This is a genomic window from Cupriavidus sp. 10L43_2, assembly GCF_056395265.1.
Genome location: NZ_JBFTJE010000006.1, coordinates 254,623 through 272,590 on the forward strand (window position 1 = coordinate 254,623; position 17,968 = coordinate 272,590).

Below are 17,968 nucleotides of genomic sequence, written 5' to 3' on the forward strand. Positions count from 1 at the left end.
CCATTGATTTACAAGGAAAACCGTCACATAGCCGACATGCATCCGCCGTAGACTCTGGGCCACTTTCCCCACCCTGGTTCCTTCGGTCATGTCTGGCGTCCTGGTTGATCCCTCCGCTGCCCGCCTGCGCTTCCGGCAGCCCTGTGCCGAGGATCTGGCCGTCATCACGCCTTCCGTGACGACCGACCACACGAATCAGGACGTGCTCGAGGTCTTTGCGCTACACCGCGACCTCAACTGCCTGCCCGTGACCGAGCGCGACAAGCCCATCGGCCTGATCAACCGGTCGATCTTCCTGTCGCAGATGAGCAAGCCGTACCACCAGGAACTCTACAACCGCAAAAGCTGCATCGCGTTCATGGACAAGGAGCCGCTGATCGTGGACGCCGCCATGAGCATCGACGCGCTGACGTTCCGCGCGGTCGAGTATGGCGAGAAGGCGCTGGCGGAAGGCTTCATCATCGCCCGCGACGGCAAGTTCATCGGTCTGGGGCACGGCCTGCAGCTGATGCGCGTGGTGGCCGACATGCAGGCCGAGCGCAATCGGCAGATCATGCAGAGCATCGACTACGCCAGCACGATCCAGCGGGCGATGCTGCGCACCTCGCGCCAGACGCTGGCCGCCACGCTGCCGGACGCCGCACTGGTCTGGGAGCCGCGCGACGTGGTGGGCGGCGACTTCTATCACTTCGCAGCATTCGACGACGGCTGGTTCGCCGCGCTGGCCGATTGCACCGGCCATGGCGTGCCGGGCGCGTTCATGACGCTGATTGCCTCGTCGCTGCTGACGCAGGCCATCGAGCAGCAGGGCCCGCGCGACCCCGGCGCGCTGCTGGCGGCCGTCAATCGCGGCATCAAGCAGATGCTTGGGCAGATCGACGGACCGCTCGACGGGCAGGACGGCCAGCGGGGCGAGCGCGGCATCGCCGAATCCGACGACGGCATGGACGCTGCCTTCTTCTGGTTCGACAACGCCACCCGTACGCTGACCTTCGCCGGTGCCAAGTGCGCGCTGTTCGTGCTGCAGCCCGGTGACACCGAGGGCCAGATGATCAACGGCGCCCGCATGGGCGTCGGCTACGTCGACACCGGCATGGACTACGCGTGGCAGAACGCGGCCGTGCCGATGCCGCCCGACACGGTGGCCTTCGTGACCACGGACGGCCTGATCGACCAGATCGGCGGCCCGCGCGAGATCTCGTTCGGCAAGCGCCGCATGCGCGAAGCCATCTGCGCCAGCCGCGCGGCATCGGCGGCGCAGATCAGCCAGGCGGTGCTCGAGGTGCACCGCGCCTGGCAGGGCCAGCACCGGCGCCGCGACGACCTGACCTTCTTCTGCTTCCGCGCCCGATAACACCGCGCCAGACTCTTACAGCGCCCCACCGGCCGCACGACACATGAACGCCGCACAATCGATTGACAAGGAATATGAGCCGTTCTTCGCGATGGCTCGGGAACGCAACGTGATCTTCTACTACGTCGGCTACTTTTCGCAGAACATCATCGCCGCCATGTCCGACGCGGTGCGCCTGCAGCTCGCCGTAAGCGGGGTCGATGGCACCACGCGGCGCAAGCTGTTCTCGTCCTTCGTGGAAATGGCGCAGAACATCGTCCACTACTCCTCGGACGCCCTGACCGCACCCACGCCGGAGAGCGAGCAGCAGCGCGGCCAGTTGCGCCATGGCTCGGTGTGCATCAGCATGGTGGACGAGCACTACCGCCTGATGTGTTCCAATCCGGTGGCGACGGTGCGTGTGCACCAGCTGCGCGCCACGCTGGAGCCGCTACGCACGATGACGCTGGACCAGATCAAGCAAGCCTACAAGCAGACCCTGCGCGCGGAGGCGCCGGAGGGCAGCAAGGGCGCCGGGCTCGGCTTCCTGACGATGGCGCGCGATGCCAGCGCGCCCCTCGAATACAACTTTCAACCGATCGACACGGATCCGGGATCGACGATGTTCCAGCTCGTCGCCACGATCTGACCTATCGGGAAGAGCCTCTGCCATGGAAAACCTGTTTATCGCCGCCACGCCCTCCTCGCCCGAGGTGAGCTTCGACTTCGAGCGGCACATCCTCTCGCTCAAGGGCGAGTCCTACCCCGAGAACGCTGCCGTGTTCTACGGCGAGGCCATCGCCCGCCTGCGCAAGTACCTGGCGGCGTGCGACGGGGTCTCGGTCACGGTCAACGTGGCGCTGACTTATTTCAACAGCTCGAGCACCAAGATGCTGTTCAGCATCTTCGACGCGCTGAACGACGCCGCCGAGCGCGGCAACCGCATCGAACTGCACTGGTTCCATGACGAGGACGACGACACCATCCTCGAATTCGGCCAGGAACTGCACGACGACTTCCCTGCGATTGCGTTCCACGACGTAGCGACCACCGGCAGTTGAACCCGCCCGCCGCCATCATGTCCGAGCCCGACCTGTTCGAATCGGAGAACAGCGTCCTGGCGCATGCCAAGGCCGTGTTCTGCGATGTCGATGCCGGCGAGGAATCGTATCGGCATACGCTGGGGCAGCTCATCAGCTACTACGAGCGGCTGATGCGCGAGACGCGCCGGCTGATCCGCCGCAGCGACCGTGAGGAACTGGAGATGAACCGGCTCAACCACCGGCTCCAGGAACTGGCGCAGGAACTCGAATACCGCGCCACGCACGACACGCTGACCGGCGCGCTCAACCGTGGCGCCGTGATCGACCGCGCCACGGCGGCGCTGGCCCGCGGGAGCCTCTCGATGATCGTGCTCGACATCGACCATTTCAAGCGGCTCAACGATGCCTATGGCCATCCGGTGGGCGACGCGGTGATCTGCGGCGTGACCGCCTGCCTCAAGGACACGGTGGATGCCGAGGGCGCCATCGGGCGCGTGGGCGGCGAGGAGTTCACCGCGCTGCTGCCAGGCGTGCCGCTCGAAGACGCGCTGGCGCTGGCCGAGGACATGCGCCATGCCATCGCCACGCATCGCTTCCCCTCCCCCGTGGACTGCCCGGTCACGGCGAGCTTCGGCGTGAGCTGGTCCGCCCAGGGCCGCACCTTCGAGCACGCATATGGCCGCGCCGACGAGGCGCTCTACGACGCCAAGCGCAACGGCCGCAACCGCGTGATGCAAGCCGCCGCATGACCCTGTTTTGCTGATCCATTGACTGGTCGGACACTGTCATCTGGAATACGGTGGTTTGCCCTCGCGAAGCCAAACGTTTCCGATAAGGCAAGCCTTGACTACTATCCAGAGTGATCCCTGATATCAGGACGGCGCAGGTCACCTCGCCGGCCAGGACAAGGAGAGGCATGCACCACATCGAGCCAGTGGAATGCGTCTGCGGCGCGACGCTCCACATCCGCGAATACCGGCTGGGCCTTGTGAGGACCCCACGCAAGGAACACGCACCCTGCCCCATCTGCGGGCGCACCGTCTACGAAACCGAGATGGACGGCTTCCTGCTGGTGGAAGTCGTCACGCGGCGCGCCCCGGTCATGCCGGTGGCGGCCAAGGTGCAGAAACGGAAGGCCCAGCGAACGTGAGCCCGCGCGGGCTATGACTTCGTGATGCGCTGGGGATGGGTCGCGTAGTACGCGAGGATGACTGACGCGGTGAACGCCATGCCGGCCACGGCAAAGGCGATCAGCGTGGGAAAGGCGACGCCGGATTTTTCCTTGGACATGCGGGACTCCTCGGACGAATGGTCACGGTATGGTAGCCCGGCCTGGCGCCGGCTGCTGACCCGACGTCGCCGAGGGTGCGCCGCGGCCTGGTCCATCAGGCGCTCCAACACCGTTATGTTGGAATCCCGCCTGGAAATGCAAAAAGCCGCCTCGATGGGCGGCTTTTTGCTACTGGCTGTTCTGGCGGAGAGACGGGGATTCGAACCCCGGATAGGCTATTAACCTATACACGCTTTCCAGGCGTGCGACTTAAACCACTCATCCATCTCTCCGGGAAGTCGGCGATTATAGCAGAGCCGTTCGGGCTGTCCAGCCCCCTCGGGGATGTGGTTGTGACCTGCCCTACCCTTTTCGCAGGTAATTGACAAGCCGGTCGATGACCGGTGCGTTCCTCGGCGTGACCAGGCTCACGAGGATGGCCACGGCAAACCCGGCCGGCACGCCGAAGGCGCCGGAGGCGATCGGGTCCACGCCGAACCAGCGGTTGCCGAAGATTCCGGTCATCTTCGTGAAGAACGGGTAGTTGACGAAGATGTAGTACATCGCCACGCCCAGCCCGGTGGCCATGCCCGCCACCGCCCCGGCCGCCGTGGTTCGGCGCCAGAAGATGGCCAGGACCAGCACCGGGAAGAAACTCGACGCCGCCAGCGAGAAGGCCGCCCCCACCAGGAACAGGATGTTGCCAGGCCGCAGCGAGGTCACGTAGGAGGCGAACAGCGCCACCGCCAGCAGCACGATCTTGGCGGTCGTCACGCGGCGCTGGTGGCTCGCCTGGCGGTCGATCATGTGGTAGTAGACGTCGTGCGACAGCGCGTTGGCAATCGTCAGTAACAACCCGTCCGCCGTGGACAGCGCCGCCGCCAGCGCGCCGGCCGCCACCAGCCCCGAGATCACGTACGGCAGCCCGGCGATCTCGGGCGCCGCCAGCACAATCATGTCCGGCTGGATCAGGATTTCCGCCCACTGGACGATGCCGTCGCCATTCACATCGCGGATGCCGAACACGGGCGGGTCGACCTTGCGCCATTGCACCACCCACTGCGGCAGCTCCGCGAACGGCGTGCCGACCAGGTGCTGGAAGAACTCGGCCTTGACCAGCGCCGCCAGCGTGGGTGCCGACACATAGAGCAGCGCGATGAAAAACACGGCCCAGGCCACCGAATTGCGCGTTTCCCGGACCGACGGCGTGGTGTACAGCCGCGTCAGGATGTGCGGCAGGCTGGCCGTGCCGAGCATCAGGCAGAACACCAGCAGGACGAAGTTGAGCCGCTTGGTCTTCCGCTCCGCCTCGGACGCCGCCGGGTAAGGCTCGGTCGATGGCGTGGCGGCATGGCTGCGCGCCAGCGCCTCCTCCCGCATCTGGCTCCACTGCTGCTGGGCGTCGGCGATATCCACGGGAAACGCCAGCCGCTCGCGCTCCACGCTCTTGATCTCGCGCAGCGGCGCGTTGCGCGTGCGCAGTTCCTGGAGCCGATCGTCCAGCACGCGCCGTTCTTCGTCGAATGACTGCGGCAGCCGCGCGATGCGCTCCTGCAGCATCACCGCCTGCTGGCGAAACAACTCCCGCACCTGCCGCTCCGCGGGATCGTGCTCAAGCCGCTTCTCGGCCTGTTCGATCTGGCCCAGCAGCGAGCCATAGCTGACCTGCGGCAGCGCCTCGCGATGATGCTTCCACGCAATCATCGACACGGTTAGCAAAAACGCCACAATCAGCATGATGTACTGCGCCACCTGGGTCCACGTGACCGCGCGCATGCCGCCCAGGAACGAGCAGACCAGGATGCCGGCCAGCCCGAAGAACACCCCCACGGCGAACTCCACGCCGATAAAGCGCGTGACGATCAGCCCCACGCCCTGGATCTGCGCCACCAGATAGACGAAGGAGCACAGGGAGGCCGCCAGCACCGCAATCGCCCGCACCGGCAGGTTGCCGCCGGGCTTTCCGTTGCCGTAGCGCGCCGCAAGGAAGTCCGGGATCGTATAGCCGCCATATTTGCGCAGATACGGCGCCAACAGGAACGCCACCAGGCAGTAGCCGCCGGTCCAGCCCATCACGTAGGCCAACCCCTCGTAGCCGGAGGCGAACAGGATGCCGGCCAGGCCGATGAACGACGCCGCGCTCATCCAGTCCGCGGCGATGGCCATGCCGTTGAACAGCGCCGGCACCCGTCGCCCCGCCACGTAATACTCGTTGAGGTCCGAGGTGCGGCAGATCAGGCCGATGCAGGCGTAGATCGCAATTGTGACGAACAGGAAGACATAGCCGAGCCACAGCGCGTCGGCGTTGGAATGCTCGAGCAGCCCCATCATGCCGATGAAGCCGAACAGCCCGAGCGTGAACAGACCGTAGTAGAGCAACAGCCGGCGCCGGAAGCGCGACTGGGCATCAGCCATGGGCGAACTCAAGAAAATGCCGGCACGCGGCCGGCATCGGATGGGAGGAAACCCGCACGGGCGGGGGCGCTTATTGCGCTTGCTTCAGTTGATCGAGGATGGCCGGATTCTCGAGCGTGGACGTATCCTGCGTGATTTCCTCGTTCTTGGCCAGCGAGCGCAACAGCCGGCGCATGATCTTGCCCGAACGGGTCTTCGGCAGGTTATCGCCAAAGCGGATGTCCTTCGGCTTCGCAATCGGTCCAATTTCCTTGCCGACCCAGTTGCGCAGCTCCGTGGCGATCTTCACCGCCTCGTCGCCGGTCGGGCGCGAGCGCTTGAGCACGACGAAGGCGCAGATCGCCTCGCCGGTCATGTCATCCGGGCGACCGACCACGGCGGCCTCGGCCACCAGCGGGTTCGACACCAGCGCCGATTCGATCTCCATCGTGCCCATGCGGTGGCCCGACACGTTCAGCACGTCGTCGATCCGGCCCATGATCGTGAAGTAGCCAGTTTCCTTGTCGCGGATGGAGCCATCGCCAGCCAGATACAGCGTGCCGCCCAGTTCCTCGGGGAAATAGCTCTTCTTGAAGCGCTCCGGGTCGCCCCAGATCGTGCGGATCATCGACGGCCACGGACGCTTGACGACCAGGATGCCGCCACTGCCATTCGGCACGTCCTGCCCGGTTTCATCGACGATGGCCGCCATGATGCCCGGCAGCGGCAGCGTGCACGAGCCCGGCACCAGCGGCGTGGCGCCCGGCAGCGGCGTGATCATGTGGCCGCCGGTCTCGGTCTGCCAGAAGGTGTCGACCACCGGGCAACGCTCGCCGCCGATGTTCTTGTAGTACCACATCCACGCTTCCGGGTTGATCGGCTCGCCCACCGTGCCCAGCAGGCGCAGGCTGGAGAGATCGTACTGCTTCGGATGGATCTTCTCGTCGGCCTCGGCGGCCTTGATCAGCGAACGGATGGCCGTCGGCGCGGTGTAGAAGATGCTGACCTTGTGGCGCTGGATCATGTCCCAGAAGCGGCCGGCGTTCGGGAAGGTCGGCACGCCCTCGAACACCACCTGCGTGGCGCCGGCCGCCAGCGGGCCGTAGGCAATATAGGTGTGGCCGGTGACCCAACCGATGTCGGCGGTACACCAGAACAGGTCGTCCGGCTTGATGTCGAAGGTCCAGCGCATCGTCATCAGCGACCAGAGCAGGTAGCCGCCCGTGCTGTGCTGCACGCCCTTCGGCTTGCCCGTCGATCCGGAGGTGTAGAGCACGAACAACGGATGCTCGGCATCCACCGGCTCGGCGGCGCAGGCGTCGGGCTGGCCGGCGGAGACGTCTTCCATCCAGCGGTCGCGGCCTTCGGTCCAGGCCACCTTGCCGCCGGTGCGGCGATAGACCACTACGTGCTTGACGGCCTCGCAGCCGCCCAGCGCCAGGGCTTCGTCGGCGATGGCCTTGAGCGGCAGCGCCTTGCCGCCGCGCATCTGTTCGTCGGCGGTGATCAGCGCCACGGCGCCCACATCAACCAGCCGCTCCTGCAGCGATTTGGCCGAAAATCCGCCGAACACCACCGAATGGGTGGCGCCGATGCGGGCGCAGGCCTGCATGGCGACCACGCCTTCCACGGACATCGGCATGTAGATGACGACGCGGTCGCCCTTCTTGACGCCGAGCGCCTTGAGACCATTCGCAAAACGGCTGACCTTGGCCAGCAGTTCCTTGTAGCTGACGCGGCTCACGGTGCCGTCATCCGCCTCGAAGACGATGGCGATTTTCTCGCCAAGTCCCTGCTCGATATTGCGTTCCAGGCAGTTGTACGAGGCATTGAGCTGGCCGTCCTCGAACCACTTGTAGAACGGCGCGTTGCTTTCGTCGAGCACCTTGGTGAACGGCTTGTCCCAGTGCAGCAGCTCGCGGGCGTGGCGCGCCCAGAACCCCTCGTAGTCGCGCTCGGCTTCGTCGCACAGGGCCTGATAGGCCGCCATGCTGGGAATAGCCGCCGTCTTGGCGAACGACTCAGGGGGTGGGAAAACGCGATGCTCCTGCATCACCGATTCGATGGCCGACATGGCTTGTCTCCTGTTTGGCTTAGGACTGCTTGCTTTTGGCTGGAAGGTACGCCCGGCGGCTTACTTAAACCTGACGGAGTCGCCATGCGCGACGGCGCATGCAGTGCTGCGATGCAGCAAATCAGATCGGAGGGAGGCGGGGGCGCAACCTGGCCACAAGTGCAGCCGGCTCTACTAGGCTAGCACCGGCACGTGCCGCAGCGCAAACCTGTCATCTGGACGATGGGACGCACAAGGTACAATCAGACCTGCCTTTGATTGTCTGATGACATTTACTTCACGTTTGCGCACCCCATGTCATACACCCCGCTCCGCCCCATCCCCCGCATCATCTTCGCCTCCCGCTGGCTCCAGCTGCCGCTCTACCTCGGCCTGATCGTCGCGCAGGGCGTCTACGTCTATCACTTCCTGGTCGAAGTCTGGCACCTGCTGTCCCATGTCACCACGTTCGACGAGACCAAGATCATGCTGGTGGTACTCGGCCTGATCGACGTGGTGATGATTTCCAACCTGCTGATCATGGTGATCGTGGGCGGCTACGAGACCTTTGTCTCGCGCCTGGGCATCGACAATCACCCCGACGAGCCCGAGTGGCTTGACCACGTCAATGCCGGCGTGCTGAAGGTGAAGCTGTCGATGGCGCTGATCGGCATTTCGTCGATCCACCTGCTGAAGACCTTCATCGACGCCGAACAACGCTCTCACCACACCATCATGTGGCAGGTGATCATCCACGTGGCCTTCCTGGCTTCGGCACTGGCCATGGCATGGGTGGACCGCATGGTGTCCCAACCGCACGTGCCGCAGCAGGCGCACTAACGCTCCCTCTCGCACCAGATGGCGTATTCGCCACTTACGGTGCTGCTTTCCTGGTGTCGACGGCTGTATGCATTCCCGCAGCCGGCGCCGCCACGGTGTATCATCCCGGGCTGTGTTTCACCGCTGCCCTCCCCCACAAAAATGACCGTCATCAAGCAAGAAGACCTCATCCAGAGCGTCGCCGACTCGCTGCAGTACATCAGCTATTACCACCCGATGGACTACATCACCAGCCTGGGCCGTGCCTATGAGTTGGAGCAGAGTCCGGCCGCCAAGGACGCGATTGCGCAGATCCTGACCAACAGCCGCATGTGCGCCGAAGGCAAGCGTCCGCTGTGCCAGGACACCGGCATCGTCACGATCTTCGTCAAGGTGGGGATGGACGTGCGCTGGGATGGCGCCACGATGGGCCTGTCGGACATGATCAACGAAGGCGTGCGTCGCGGTTACACGCACCCGGACAACGTGCTGCGCGCGTCGATCGTGAGCCCGCCCGAAGGCGCCCGCAAGAACACCAAGGACAACACGCCGGCCGTGATCCACTACGAGGTGGTGCCGGGCAACACCGTGGACATCCAGGTCGCGGCCAAGGGCGGCGGCTCCGAGAACAAGTCGAAGTTCGTGATGCTGAACCCGTCCGATTCCATCGTCGACTGGGTCCTGAAGACCGTGCCGACCATGGGCGCCGGCTGGTGCCCGCCCGGCATGCTGGGCATCGGCATCGGCGGCACGGCCGAGAAGGCCATGCTGATGGCCAAGGAATCGCTGATGGAGTCCATCGATATCCAGGACATCATCGCCCGCGGCCCGCAGGACTGGGTCGAGGAAATGCGCGTGGAACTGTACGAAAAGGTCAACGCGCTCGGCATTGGCGCGCAGGGCCTGGGCGGCCTGGCCACCGTGCTCGACGTCAAGATCATGGCTACCCCGACCCACGCGGCTTCCAAGCCCGTGGCGATGATCCCGAACTGCGCGGCCACGCGCCACGTGCACTTCACGCTGGACGGCAGCGGCCCGGCCAAGCTGGAAGCCCCGGACCTGTCGGCCTGGCCGCAGGTGGAATGGGCGCCGAACACCGAGACGTCGAAGAGTGTGGACCTGAACACGCTGACGCCCGAGGAAGTCGCTTCGTGGAAGCCCGGCCAGACGCTACTGCTGAACGGCAAGATGCTGACCGGCCGCGACGCCGCGCACAAGCGCATCGCCGACATGCTGGCCAAGGGCGAATCGCTGCCGATCGACTTCACCAACCGCGTGATCTACTACGTCGGCCCGGTCGATCCGGTGCGTGACGAGGTGGTCGGCCCGGCCGGCCCCACCACGGCGACCCGCATGGACAAGTTCACCGAGACCATGCTGGCCCAGACCGGCCTGATCGCGATGATCGGCAAGGCCGAGCGCGGCCCGGTGGCGATCGAATCGATCCAGAAGCACAAGTCGGCCTACCTGATGGCCGTGGGTGGCGCGGCCTACCTGGTGTCGAAGGCGATTCGCGGCGCCAAGGTGCTGGCCTTCGAAGATCTCGGCATGGAAGCCATCTACGAGTTCGACGTCAAGGACATGCCCGTGACGGTGGCCGTGGACAGCTCGGGTACGTCGGTGCACAAGACCGGCCCCGCCGAGTGGCAAGCCAAGATCGGCAAGATTCCGGTCGCTGCGGCATAACCGGCCAGGGCCCTGCGGCCCTGCCGGCGTTCCCCCTCTATATATAGAAGGGGAACGCCACTCTCCTCCCTTCCGTGAATCCCTCTCCCATCGGCGTTTTCGATTCCGGCCTCGGCGGCCTCTCGGTGCTGCGCGAAATCCGCGCGCTGCTGCCGCATGAGTCCCTGCTCTACTTGGCCGACTCGCGCTACGCGCCGTATGGCGAAAAACCCGAACGCTTCGTCGAGGCGCGCACGCTGCAAGTCTGCGAATGGCTGGTGGCACAGGGCTGCAAGGCGCTCGTCATTGCCTGCAATACGGCCACGATGCATGCCGTTCAAACCCTGCGCGAGACATTGCCGCTGCCGATCATCGGCGTCGAACCCGGCCTGAAGCCGGCCGCGGCGGCCAGCCGCAGCAAGGTGGTGGGCGTGCTCGCCACGGCCAACACGCTGCGCAGCGCCAAGTTCAATCGATTGCTGACGTCGCTGGAGGGCGAAAGCCGTTATCTGTGCGCGGCCGGTCTCGACCTCGTCGCCAGTATCGAACAGGGCGATGTCTCTGGCCCTGCGGTGCGCGCGCGGCTCGAAGGCCTGCTGACCCCGATGCTGGACGCCGGCGCCGACACGCTCGTACTCGGCTGCACCCACTATCCGTTTCTCTCCGACACCATCCGCGCGATGGTCGGCAATCGTCTCGCCCTAGTGGACACCGGCAGTGCCATCGCCCGGCAACTTGCGCGCAAGCTCGTTGAACACGACCTCGCCGCCGCACCCGATGCGGTGCCGCAAGACCGCTATGCGTCCACACGCGACGCCGCGCACCTGCGTGCGATGGCGGCGACGCTGCTGAACGTGGATACCCTCGCAGAAACCGTAGTCATCGAGCCAGCGCCGCCGCTCTGATCCGGGCGGCGCCTTGCCGGCTATTGGATGAACCCCAGCGGCTTGTGATGCCGCACCTCGGGCTTGATCGCGTGTTCCTGTCGTAATTGCGCCAGAAACTCGTCCGGGGTCAGCGCTTCGCCGAGCACCACCGACTGCCGCTTGACCGTGGCGAAGTCGCCCGGCGTCAGGCAATCCATCGAATCGAGTTCGCGCTGGATCGTCTCGGTCATGCGCGCGGGATCGCCTTCGAGCGCCTCATCCACGAACATCGTCACGCGTTGCTGCGGCTTGAGCGACAGGAAGCGGATCTTGAACGAGAACCGCCGCAGCGCCGCTTCGTCAATCCGGTCGAACAGATTGGTCGTACAGAGGAAGATGCCATTGAAGCGCTCCATGCCCTGGAGCATTTCGTTGACTTCCGACACCTCGTAGTTGCGCACCGCCTGCTGCCGGCTCTGCATGAAACTGTCGGCCTCGTCGAGCAACAGCACCGCACCGTCCTCTTCTGCACGCGCGAACATCGCCGCGATCTGCTGCTCCGTCTCACCGACGTACTTGCTCATCAGGTCAGAAGCGCGGCGGATCATCAGCGGCAGGTCCAGTTCCGCCGCGATGTGCTCGGCCAGCGCCGTCTTGCCAGTGCCCGGCGGCCCATAGAAACACAGCGTGCCGCGCTGGCGCGCGCCGAGCGCCTGGACGATCTTTTCCACCGCGTAGCGCGATTCGATATTGAGGTTGTCGAGCCGGTAGCGCGTCACCACGGGCCGCGCCTCGGCCTCGGGGCGCAGCCCCATCGCGCGGTCGGCGTGTTCGAGCTGGCGCAGGATCAGCGCCTCCACGGGTTCATCGACGTCGCTGCGCGCCAGTTCCACGAACCGCGCCGCCGATTGCACCTGCGCCGGCGTCAGCGTCTTGCGCGCGGCCAGCGTGGCGATGAACGCGTCGCTGACATCGAGTCCGCCCAGATGCTTGCGGATGATGTTCTCGCGCACCAGAGGTGGCGGAATCTTTAATTCCAGATGGAACTGGAAGCGCCGCAGGTACGCGGGATCGATCTGACGGATCGAATTCGAGATCCAGATCACCGGCACGGGATTCTGTTCGAGCGTCTGGTTGACCCACGCCTTGCCGTTGACCGAGCCACGCGTGTCTTCCTGCCCGAACAGGCTCATCAGCTCGCGCGCACTGCCTGGGAATACGTCTTCCACCTCATCGAACAACAAGGCCGTACGCGGCCGGCCGCGCAGGAAGGCCTGCGACACCTGCAGGGAGCGATAGCGGTCCTTGCCGGAGAGCGAGTTGCCGTCGCGGTCGAAGCAATCCACCTCGTAGAGTTCGCAGTCCGCCTCGCGCGCCAGCAGCCGCGCGAACTCGGTCTTGCCAGTGCCCGGCGGGCCGTAGATCAGCACGTTCACCCCTGCGGCGTTCTGGCGCGTGGCGTTGCCCAGCAGCGCGGACAGGTAGCGCGCGTCGGTCTCCACATGCGGATAGTCGCTCGTGCCCAGCGTCGGCGGCGCAGCGGGCCGCGTGAACACGGCCATCATCTCCGCGTCGCTGGCGTAGTTGCCGAGCAGCACGTGCAGCAGACGATCGGACAGGCGCATCAGGTCGCCGAGGTCCGTGACGCTGTTCTCGGGCAGCGGCTGCTCGATCAGGTTCAGCGTCTCGAGCCGCGAGCCGGGACGTAGTGAAACAGCGATATCGGCGGGGCTGGCACCAGTCAGGCCGGCCAGGATCTGGAACGCCTCCTGGCTGTGCGCGACCTTGCAATCGACCATGACCGCGCGCAGATCGCGCTTGTACTTGGCCAGCGCTGCATACAGCAGCAGCTTGCGTTCATGCTCGGGCAGGTTCAGCACATGGCTGAGCATGTCGATGTTGCGCACCAGCAGCACCCGCTCGCCATGGAGGCGCGAGGCAATCGCGGCAGCCGACGCATCGAACACGGCGAACATGTCCTTCGCATGGTGCTTCACGTACTCATCGAGATAGTAAAACAGCGCACTTTCGTCGAAGGCGCTATTCCATTGGCCATGCCGCTCGAGGAACTCTTCTGGGGTCAGCCGCGAGGCGCCCTTCCACGCGGGCATGTCCGCGCAGCGCGCGGACAGGAAGCGCTGGACGCGCAGCACCACGCCATAGGGCCAGACCATTTCCTGGGCGCTGACCGTCAGCACGTCGTTGATATTGCTGCGCAGATTGAAGCGCGGCCCCAGCGCGCAGACCACGCGCAGCGCGAACTGGGCGCACATCCAGTCAAGGGCCGAGGTCCCCGCCACGCCGGGCGCGGCACGCAGGAGCGTCGAGCGGTCGTCTTCAGCAAAACGGGTGAAGTCCATGGCCATTCCCTTCGCTTGGGCTGGCGGGCGTCCGGACCGCGGGGGCGCCACCAGTACCAGGCTGCCGATGTTTGTCACACTGTTATCACGCTGCTTTCTTCCATCCTAGCGCGGTTTGCCGCCGATGGGGCATTGCAGACACCCACCGACGCGCGGGCGCCCACGCACCCACCTCACGCAATCGGATATCGTAATTCGACGATTGCATTGCACAATGCGCAACAAATAAGAATCATTATCGTTTATACTGTGCCGCTACGCTGCCCAAGAGTGGCGCTCCCCAGCAACCCCGTTTCACGGTTTTCTCCGGTTCACGTGGCTGTACATCAGGAGCGTTATCATGGAATTGCTATTGAGCCTGCTGGTCGGATGTGGCATCTCGCTGATCCTGTTCTATCGCAAGTGAGCGAGTACAGACGCGCGCCGCCTGCCCATTTCGAATACCTGTCGTATCTCTCATGTTCGATCAACGTTTCCTCAAGATCACTGTTGCTGTCCTGTTGTTCCACGTCGGGCTGCTTTACCTGATCCAGAGCGGCCTGGCGCGCAAACTGACCGAAGCGGTCATCGCGCCCGAGATCATCGCCCGTATCATCCCGATGGAGCCGCCCAAGCAGCCTCCGGCGCCGGAGCCGCCCAAGCCGCAACCGCAGACGCCCCCGAAGCAGGTGAAGGTGGTAACACCGCGCCCGACCCCGCCGAAGCCGCAGCCGACCCCGGAACCCGTAGCCTCGCTGCCGCCCTCGCCGACGGCCATCGAAGCCCCGCCGGCCCCCCCTGCCCCGCCGGCGCCTGCCGAACCGCCTTCGCCGCCCGTATCGGCCAATGCCGCGCCGCGCGCTGTCGGCATCGGCGAGATCGCCTGCTCGCCGCCGCAAGTGGCCTATCCGTCGCAATCGCGCCGAATGGGTGAAACCGGCAAGGCTGTTGTTCGTCTGACGACCGATGAGTCTGGCCGCGTGGTCAAGACCGCGGTGGTCACGTCGAGCGGCTCGAGCCGACTGGACCAGGCTGCAGTGGATGCCGTGCAGCGCATGCGTTGCAAGCCCTATTTGGACAATGGCCGCGCCGTGGCCGTGACCGCCCAGCAGCCGATCAACTTCGAGCTGAACTGATTTCCCGGAATTTTCCGATCTTTCCCAAACACTGACACCAGGAACCACCATGCAGGACCTCGGACTCTCCCACCTCTGGTCGCAAGGCGACTTCGTCATGCGAGCGACCGCCATCATTCTGCTCATCATGTCGCTGTTGTCGTGGATCGTGATTCTCACCAAGGCGTGGGATCTGGTTCGCCTCAAGAAGATGGCAAATGGCGCGGAAAAGCGCTTCTGGCACTCGGATGACTTCGACCACGCGCTGGAAACACTCGGCGCGAGCGATGCCAATCCGTTCCGCACGCTGGCCATGACCGGCAAGGAAGCGGCGCAGCACCACCGCGCCAGCCAGCCGCAACTGCACGACCAGCTCGACATCTCCGACTGGCTGACCCGCTCGCTGAAGAGCTCGATCGACGAGGCGGTGTCGCGCATGCAGTCGGGCCTGGCGGTGCTGGCCTCGGTGGGCTCCACCGCGCCGTTCGTCGGCCTGTTCGGCACGGTGTGGGGCATCTACCACGCGCTGATCGGCATTGGCGCCTCGGGCGTGCCGACCATCGACAAGGTGGCCGGCCCCGTGGGCGAAGCCCTGATCATGACCGCCTTCGGCCTGGCCGTGGCGATCCCGGCGGTGCTCGGCTACAACGCACTGAGCCGTGGCAACAAGGGCGTCATCAACAAGCTGAACCGCTTTGCGCACGACCTGCACGCCTACTTCGTGACCGGCGCCCGCGTGCGCCCGGGCTCCTCCGCCCGCACGGCCGACGACGGCTCGGTGCGGCTGGCTGTCAAGAACTAAGCGCGACACTCGCGCCAGAAGGAACGCATCATGGCATTCGGCACGCTCGACGGTGACGATGACGAGGTGATGAGCGAGATCAACATGACGCCGCTGGTCGACGTCATGCTGGTGCTGCTGATCATCTTCATCATCACGATTCCCGTCATCAACCACGCGGTGAAGATTGATCTGCCGCGCGCGACGAACCAACCGAACGACACCAAGCCGCAGAACATCAACGTCTCGGTCGACGCGCAGGGCAAGGTGTTCTGGAACCAGCAGGAAGTTGACGAGGCTGCGCTGGAACAACGCATCGCGGAAGCCGCGCAACAGGAGCCGCAACCCGAGTTGCACCTGCGCGCGGACCGCGAGGTCCGCTACGAGCGCGTGGCTGAAGTCATGGCCGCCGCGCAGCACGGCGGGCTCGGCAAGATCGGCTTCATCACGGAACCGAAGCACTGATCTCCCCCGCCTCGAACATGAAGGGCACCCCTCACCGGGTGCCCTTTTTGTTGGCGCCCGGCAGCGAGCCAGGTTGCGATTTCCTGTCGATCCGTGACGGCCTTGGCACAGGTGTAACGGTTAGTGAAGATCACTTGTAATGATAACAATTCTCATTTATGATCCTCTTCATCGTAACCAACACGCATCGCTTCCCCTACGTGAAGCGCTTCCACGGAGAAGACCATGAGCACAATCAGCCTGCCGATGTCGCAACCGCGTGAAGTCACGCGCCGCCGCCTGTCCCTGCGCCGCGTCGAGGTTGCCTCGCAGGCGCGCCGCGAACCGTCGACGGCATCGTCGGCTATCGAGACCGTGAAGTCGGCGGTAGCCGGCCTGCCCGCCCGCCTGGAAGCGCTGATGCGCGCCGACGCACCGGCCGAAGGCAACACCGCGCAAGCCGTGCCGCTGGACGCCATCATGCGCGGCGCCACGACGCTGCCGATCCTGCATAACGGCGACGTGTACACGCTGCGCGTGACGCGCTACGGCAAGCTGATCCTGACCAAATAATCGACAGTCTTTTGTGGGGACCACCCCTTCGCGGGGTGTTGGGCAGTAGCCAGACGATCGGTACACGCTGACAGGGAAGATTTCCAAACCCCTTGCCTGTCAGGCCGATGCCAGCCATGCCGCCTTTTTATACCGCCCCGCAGGCGTTGCGCCTGCGGGGCTTTTGCATTGGCGGCTCGCAATGCGATCCCGCCGTGCAATCAGACGCCGAGCGCAGCGATACCAGCGCGTGCGATCTGCGCGTCTTCGGTAGACTTCACGCCGGACACGCCTACGGCGCCCACGACCTGGCTGTTCACGACGATGGGCACGCCACCTTCGAGCATGCCCTGCAGGTGCGGAGCGGTCATGAACGAGTAGCGGCCGTTGTTGATCATGTCTTCGTAGATCTTCGACTCACGACGGCCCATCGCAGCCGTGCGGGCCTTTTCCGTGGCGATGTAGGCCGAGATCGGGGCCACGCCGTCCAGGCGCAGCGAGCCGAGCGGGTGGCCACCGTCGTCGACGACCACAATCGTGACAGCCCAGTTGTTGGCCTTGGCTTCGACCTCGGCAGCCGCCAGCAACTTCTTCACGTCATCGGCCGTCAGTACGGTTTTTTGCTGCATACCTCTCTCCAGTCTGTTCATCAGTGTGAGGCCGCAGTATATCGCGCCGTCCGGGGCAACAATGGTGACATGACCAGTACAAGGACTTTTGACTTGACGGTTATCCCGCAGCCCTTGTCGAGCGGCCGCCAAAGAAAAAGCCCGCAGGCGGCGGGCTTTTCTGGATCCGGTTGAGACGAGCCGGTCAGGCGCCGTCGCTGAAGGAACTGCGGGGATCGGTCACGCGTGCGCCGTCGGTGTAGACATCGCGCTTATCGTTGGCGCGGGCACCATCGGTATAGGCATCGCGTTGATCGGTCACGCGCTGGCCACCGCTGTAGACGTCGAACTTGGCCGGTGCGGCAAAGGCCGATACCGACAGCACGGAAAGCGCGCCGAGGGCGGCGACGGCAGCGATGCGTTGCTTGATCTTCATGAGAATCCCCTTATTGATGTTAGTCGTGGGCGTCGCGCCATCAGGCGGATGCTTGTGGGAGCGGCGTCACCCAAGGAGTTTAGGGGGAAACCCTGAGGCCGAAGTCCAGCCGCATTGAGCGGACGCATCAAATTCTTTGAGCAATAAAAATCGTCGGGAACTCCCAGGCGCAATCTTCCACCATCGATTGTCAGAAAACGCCGGCGAGCCGCCAAGAGAGCGTCACGCAGAAATAGAAAAAGCCCCACGA

At 64.8% G+C, this 17,968-nt stretch carries 18 protein-coding genes and 1 tRNA gene; 12 read left to right on the top strand and 7 right to left on the bottom strand.

Annotated elements, in window-relative coordinates; all coding sequences use genetic code 11:
- Window positions 1–88: 88 nt before the first annotated feature.
- From AC1DEL_RS11630 to AC1DEL_RS11650, 5 genes are all read left to right on the top strand, one after another.
- Window positions 89–1,354, top strand: a complete 1,266-nt coding sequence (locus AC1DEL_RS11630) for a SpoIIE family protein phosphatase (protein ID WP_441590522.1) — start codon at window positions 89–91, stop codon at window positions 1,352–1,354.
- Between the two features lie 43 nt (window positions 1,355–1,397).
- Window positions 1,398–1,982 carry a SiaB family protein kinase gene (locus AC1DEL_RS11635; RefSeq protein ID WP_092289939.1) on the top strand — a complete coding sequence of 195 codons (585 nt, stop codon included), beginning with the start codon at window positions 1,398–1,400 and terminating at the stop codon, window positions 1,980–1,982.
- A gap of 22 nt (window positions 1,983–2,004) precedes the next feature.
- Window positions 2,005–2,394 carry a DUF1987 domain-containing protein gene (locus AC1DEL_RS11640; protein ID WP_092289941.1) on the top strand — a complete coding sequence of 130 codons (390 nt, stop codon included), beginning with the start codon at window positions 2,005–2,007 and terminating at the stop codon, window positions 2,392–2,394.
- Between the two features lie 17 nt (window positions 2,395–2,411).
- Window positions 2,412–3,125: a GGDEF domain-containing protein gene (locus AC1DEL_RS11645; RefSeq protein ID WP_092290843.1), complete on the top strand. Its 714-nt coding sequence runs from the start codon at window positions 2,412–2,414 to the stop codon at window positions 3,123–3,125.
- Window positions 3,126–3,292: 167 nt separating this feature from the next.
- Complete coding sequence (locus AC1DEL_RS11650; RefSeq protein WP_092289943.1) at window positions 3,293–3,526, top strand: hypothetical protein; 234 nt, start codon at window positions 3,293–3,295, stop codon at window positions 3,524–3,526.
- A gap of 11 nt (window positions 3,527–3,537) precedes the next feature.
- Here the strand turns inward: AC1DEL_RS11650 and AC1DEL_RS11655 are convergent, their stop codons facing one another.
- The 4 genes from AC1DEL_RS11655 to acs form a co-directional block, all read right to left on the bottom strand.
- On the bottom strand, window positions 3,538–3,666 hold the full coding sequence (locus AC1DEL_RS11655) for a hypothetical protein (RefSeq protein WP_255370660.1): 129 nt from the start codon (window positions 3,664–3,666) through the stop codon (window positions 3,538–3,540).
- A 182-nt stretch (window positions 3,667–3,848) separates the two neighbouring features.
- A tRNA-Ser gene (locus tag AC1DEL_RS11660) sits at window positions 3,849–3,939 on the bottom strand.
- 70 nt (window positions 3,940–4,009) lie between these two features.
- Window positions 4,010–6,061, bottom strand: a complete 2,052-nt coding sequence (locus tag AC1DEL_RS11665) for a VC_2705 family sodium/solute symporter (protein WP_092289950.1) — start codon at window positions 6,059–6,061, stop codon at window positions 4,010–4,012.
- 70 nt (window positions 6,062–6,131) lie between these two features.
- A complete protein-coding gene (gene acs, locus AC1DEL_RS11670; protein ID WP_454757190.1) occupies window positions 6,132–8,114 on the bottom strand; it encodes an acetate--CoA ligase in 1,983 nt (660 codons plus the stop codon).
- 294 nt (window positions 8,115–8,408) lie between these two features.
- On the opposite strand from acs, the gene AC1DEL_RS11675 reads away from it, so the two are divergent.
- The 3 genes from AC1DEL_RS11675 (at window position 8,409) to murI (ending at window position 11,482) form a co-directional block, all read left to right on the top strand.
- On the top strand, window positions 8,409–8,933 hold the full coding sequence (locus AC1DEL_RS11675) for a TIGR00645 family protein (RefSeq protein ID WP_092289953.1): 525 nt from the start codon (window positions 8,409–8,411) through the stop codon (window positions 8,931–8,933).
- 141 nt (window positions 8,934–9,074) lie between these two features.
- Window positions 9,075–10,598 carry a fumarate hydratase gene (locus tag AC1DEL_RS11680; RefSeq protein WP_092289955.1) on the top strand — a complete coding sequence of 508 codons (1,524 nt, stop codon included), beginning with the start codon at window positions 9,075–9,077 and terminating at the stop codon, window positions 10,596–10,598.
- A 74-nt stretch (window positions 10,599–10,672) separates the two neighbouring features.
- A complete protein-coding gene (murI, locus tag AC1DEL_RS11685; RefSeq protein WP_477125774.1) occupies window positions 10,673–11,482 on the top strand; it encodes a glutamate racemase in 810 nt (269 codons plus the stop codon).
- A 20-nt stretch (window positions 11,483–11,502) separates the two neighbouring features.
- Here murI and AC1DEL_RS11690 read toward each other — a convergent pair whose 3' ends face one another.
- Window positions 11,503–13,803, bottom strand: a complete 2,301-nt coding sequence (locus AC1DEL_RS11690) for an AAA family ATPase (protein ID WP_092289959.1) — start codon at window positions 13,801–13,803, stop codon at window positions 11,503–11,505.
- A 458-nt stretch (window positions 13,804–14,261) separates the two neighbouring features.
- Here AC1DEL_RS11690 and AC1DEL_RS11695 point away from each other — a divergent pair, with 458 nt between their 5' ends.
- The 4 genes from AC1DEL_RS11695 (at window position 14,262) to AC1DEL_RS11710 (ending at window position 16,695) form a co-directional block, all read left to right on the top strand.
- On the top strand, window positions 14,262–14,918 hold the full coding sequence (locus tag AC1DEL_RS11695; protein WP_092289961.1) for an energy transducer TonB: 657 nt from the start codon (window positions 14,262–14,264) through the stop codon (window positions 14,916–14,918).
- A gap of 49 nt (window positions 14,919–14,967) precedes the next feature.
- Entirely contained in the window at window positions 14,968–15,699 is a 732-nt protein-coding gene (locus AC1DEL_RS11700) for a MotA/TolQ/ExbB proton channel family protein (RefSeq protein ID WP_092289963.1), read from the top strand.
- Between the two features lie 30 nt (window positions 15,700–15,729).
- Window positions 15,730–16,143, top strand: a complete 414-nt coding sequence (locus AC1DEL_RS11705) for an ExbD/TolR family protein (RefSeq protein ID WP_092289964.1) — start codon at window positions 15,730–15,732, stop codon at window positions 16,141–16,143.
- Window positions 16,144–16,368: 225 nt separating this feature from the next.
- Window positions 16,369–16,695 carry a hemin uptake protein HemP gene (locus tag AC1DEL_RS11710; RefSeq protein ID WP_092289965.1) on the top strand — a complete coding sequence of 109 codons (327 nt, stop codon included), beginning with the start codon at window positions 16,369–16,371 and terminating at the stop codon, window positions 16,693–16,695.
- A 200-nt stretch (window positions 16,696–16,895) separates the two neighbouring features.
- Here AC1DEL_RS11710 and AC1DEL_RS11715 read toward each other — a convergent pair whose 3' ends face one another.
- Together AC1DEL_RS11715 and AC1DEL_RS11720 are read right to left on the bottom strand one after the other, a co-directional pair.
- The gene (locus AC1DEL_RS11715; protein WP_092289966.1) at window positions 16,896–17,303 is read right to left on the bottom strand and encodes a heme-binding protein; all 408 of its coding nucleotides are present in this window, start codon (window positions 17,301–17,303) and stop codon (window positions 16,896–16,898) included.
- A gap of 184 nt (window positions 17,304–17,487) precedes the next feature.
- Complete coding sequence (locus AC1DEL_RS11720) at window positions 17,488–17,718, bottom strand: hypothetical protein (RefSeq protein ID WP_092289967.1); 231 nt, start codon at window positions 17,716–17,718, stop codon at window positions 17,488–17,490.
- Between the last annotated feature and the right edge of the window lie 250 nt (window positions 17,719–17,968).

What these genes read in the sequence shown, in the direction of transcription:
- AC1DEL_RS11630 (WP_441590522.1), top strand. Translation starts at nt 89, where the DNA reads ATGTCTGGCGTCCTGGTTGATCCCTCCGCTGCCCGCCTGCGCTTCCGG.
- AC1DEL_RS11635 (WP_092289939.1), top strand. Translation starts at nt 1,398, where the DNA reads ATGAACGCCGCACAATCGATTGACAAGGAATATGAGCCGTTCTTCGCG.
- AC1DEL_RS11640 (WP_092289941.1), top strand. Translation starts at nt 2,005, where the DNA reads ATGGAAAACCTGTTTATCGCCGCCACGCCCTCCTCGCCCGAGGTGAGC.
- AC1DEL_RS11645 (WP_092290843.1), top strand. Translation starts at nt 2,412, where the DNA reads ATGTCCGAGCCCGACCTGTTCGAATCGGAGAACAGCGTCCTGGCGCAT.
- AC1DEL_RS11650 (WP_092289943.1), top strand. Translation starts at nt 3,293, where the DNA reads ATGCACCACATCGAGCCAGTGGAATGCGTCTGCGGCGCGACGCTCCAC.
- AC1DEL_RS11655 (WP_255370660.1), bottom strand. Translation starts at nt 3,666, where the DNA reads ATGTCCAAGGAAAAATCCGGCGTCGCCTTTCCCACGCTGATCGCCTTT.
- AC1DEL_RS11665 (WP_092289950.1), bottom strand. Translation starts at nt 6,061, where the DNA reads ATGGCTGATGCCCAGTCGCGCTTCCGGCGCCGGCTGTTGCTCTACTAC.
- acs (WP_454757190.1), bottom strand. Translation starts at nt 8,114, where the DNA reads ATGTCGGCCATCGAATCGGTGATGCAGGAGCATCGCGTTTTCCCACCC.
- AC1DEL_RS11675 (WP_092289953.1), top strand. Translation starts at nt 8,409, where the DNA reads ATGTCATACACCCCGCTCCGCCCCATCCCCCGCATCATCTTCGCCTCC.
- AC1DEL_RS11680 (WP_092289955.1), top strand. Translation starts at nt 9,075, where the DNA reads ATGACCGTCATCAAGCAAGAAGACCTCATCCAGAGCGTCGCCGACTCG.
- AC1DEL_RS11690 (WP_092289959.1), bottom strand. Translation starts at nt 13,803, where the DNA reads ATGGACTTCACCCGTTTTGCTGAAGACGACCGCTCGACGCTCCTGCGT.
- AC1DEL_RS11695 (WP_092289961.1), top strand. Translation starts at nt 14,262, where the DNA reads ATGTTCGATCAACGTTTCCTCAAGATCACTGTTGCTGTCCTGTTGTTC.
- AC1DEL_RS11700 (WP_092289963.1), top strand. Translation starts at nt 14,968, where the DNA reads ATGCAGGACCTCGGACTCTCCCACCTCTGGTCGCAAGGCGACTTCGTC.
- AC1DEL_RS11705 (WP_092289964.1), top strand. Translation starts at nt 15,730, where the DNA reads ATGGCATTCGGCACGCTCGACGGTGACGATGACGAGGTGATGAGCGAG.
- AC1DEL_RS11710 (WP_092289965.1), top strand. Translation starts at nt 16,369, where the DNA reads ATGAGCACAATCAGCCTGCCGATGTCGCAACCGCGTGAAGTCACGCGC.
- AC1DEL_RS11715 (WP_092289966.1), bottom strand. Translation starts at nt 17,303, where the DNA reads ATGCAGCAAAAAACCGTACTGACGGCCGATGACGTGAAGAAGTTGCTG.
- AC1DEL_RS11720 (WP_092289967.1), bottom strand. Translation starts at nt 17,718, where the DNA reads ATGAAGATCAAGCAACGCATCGCTGCCGTCGCCGCCCTCGGCGCGCTT.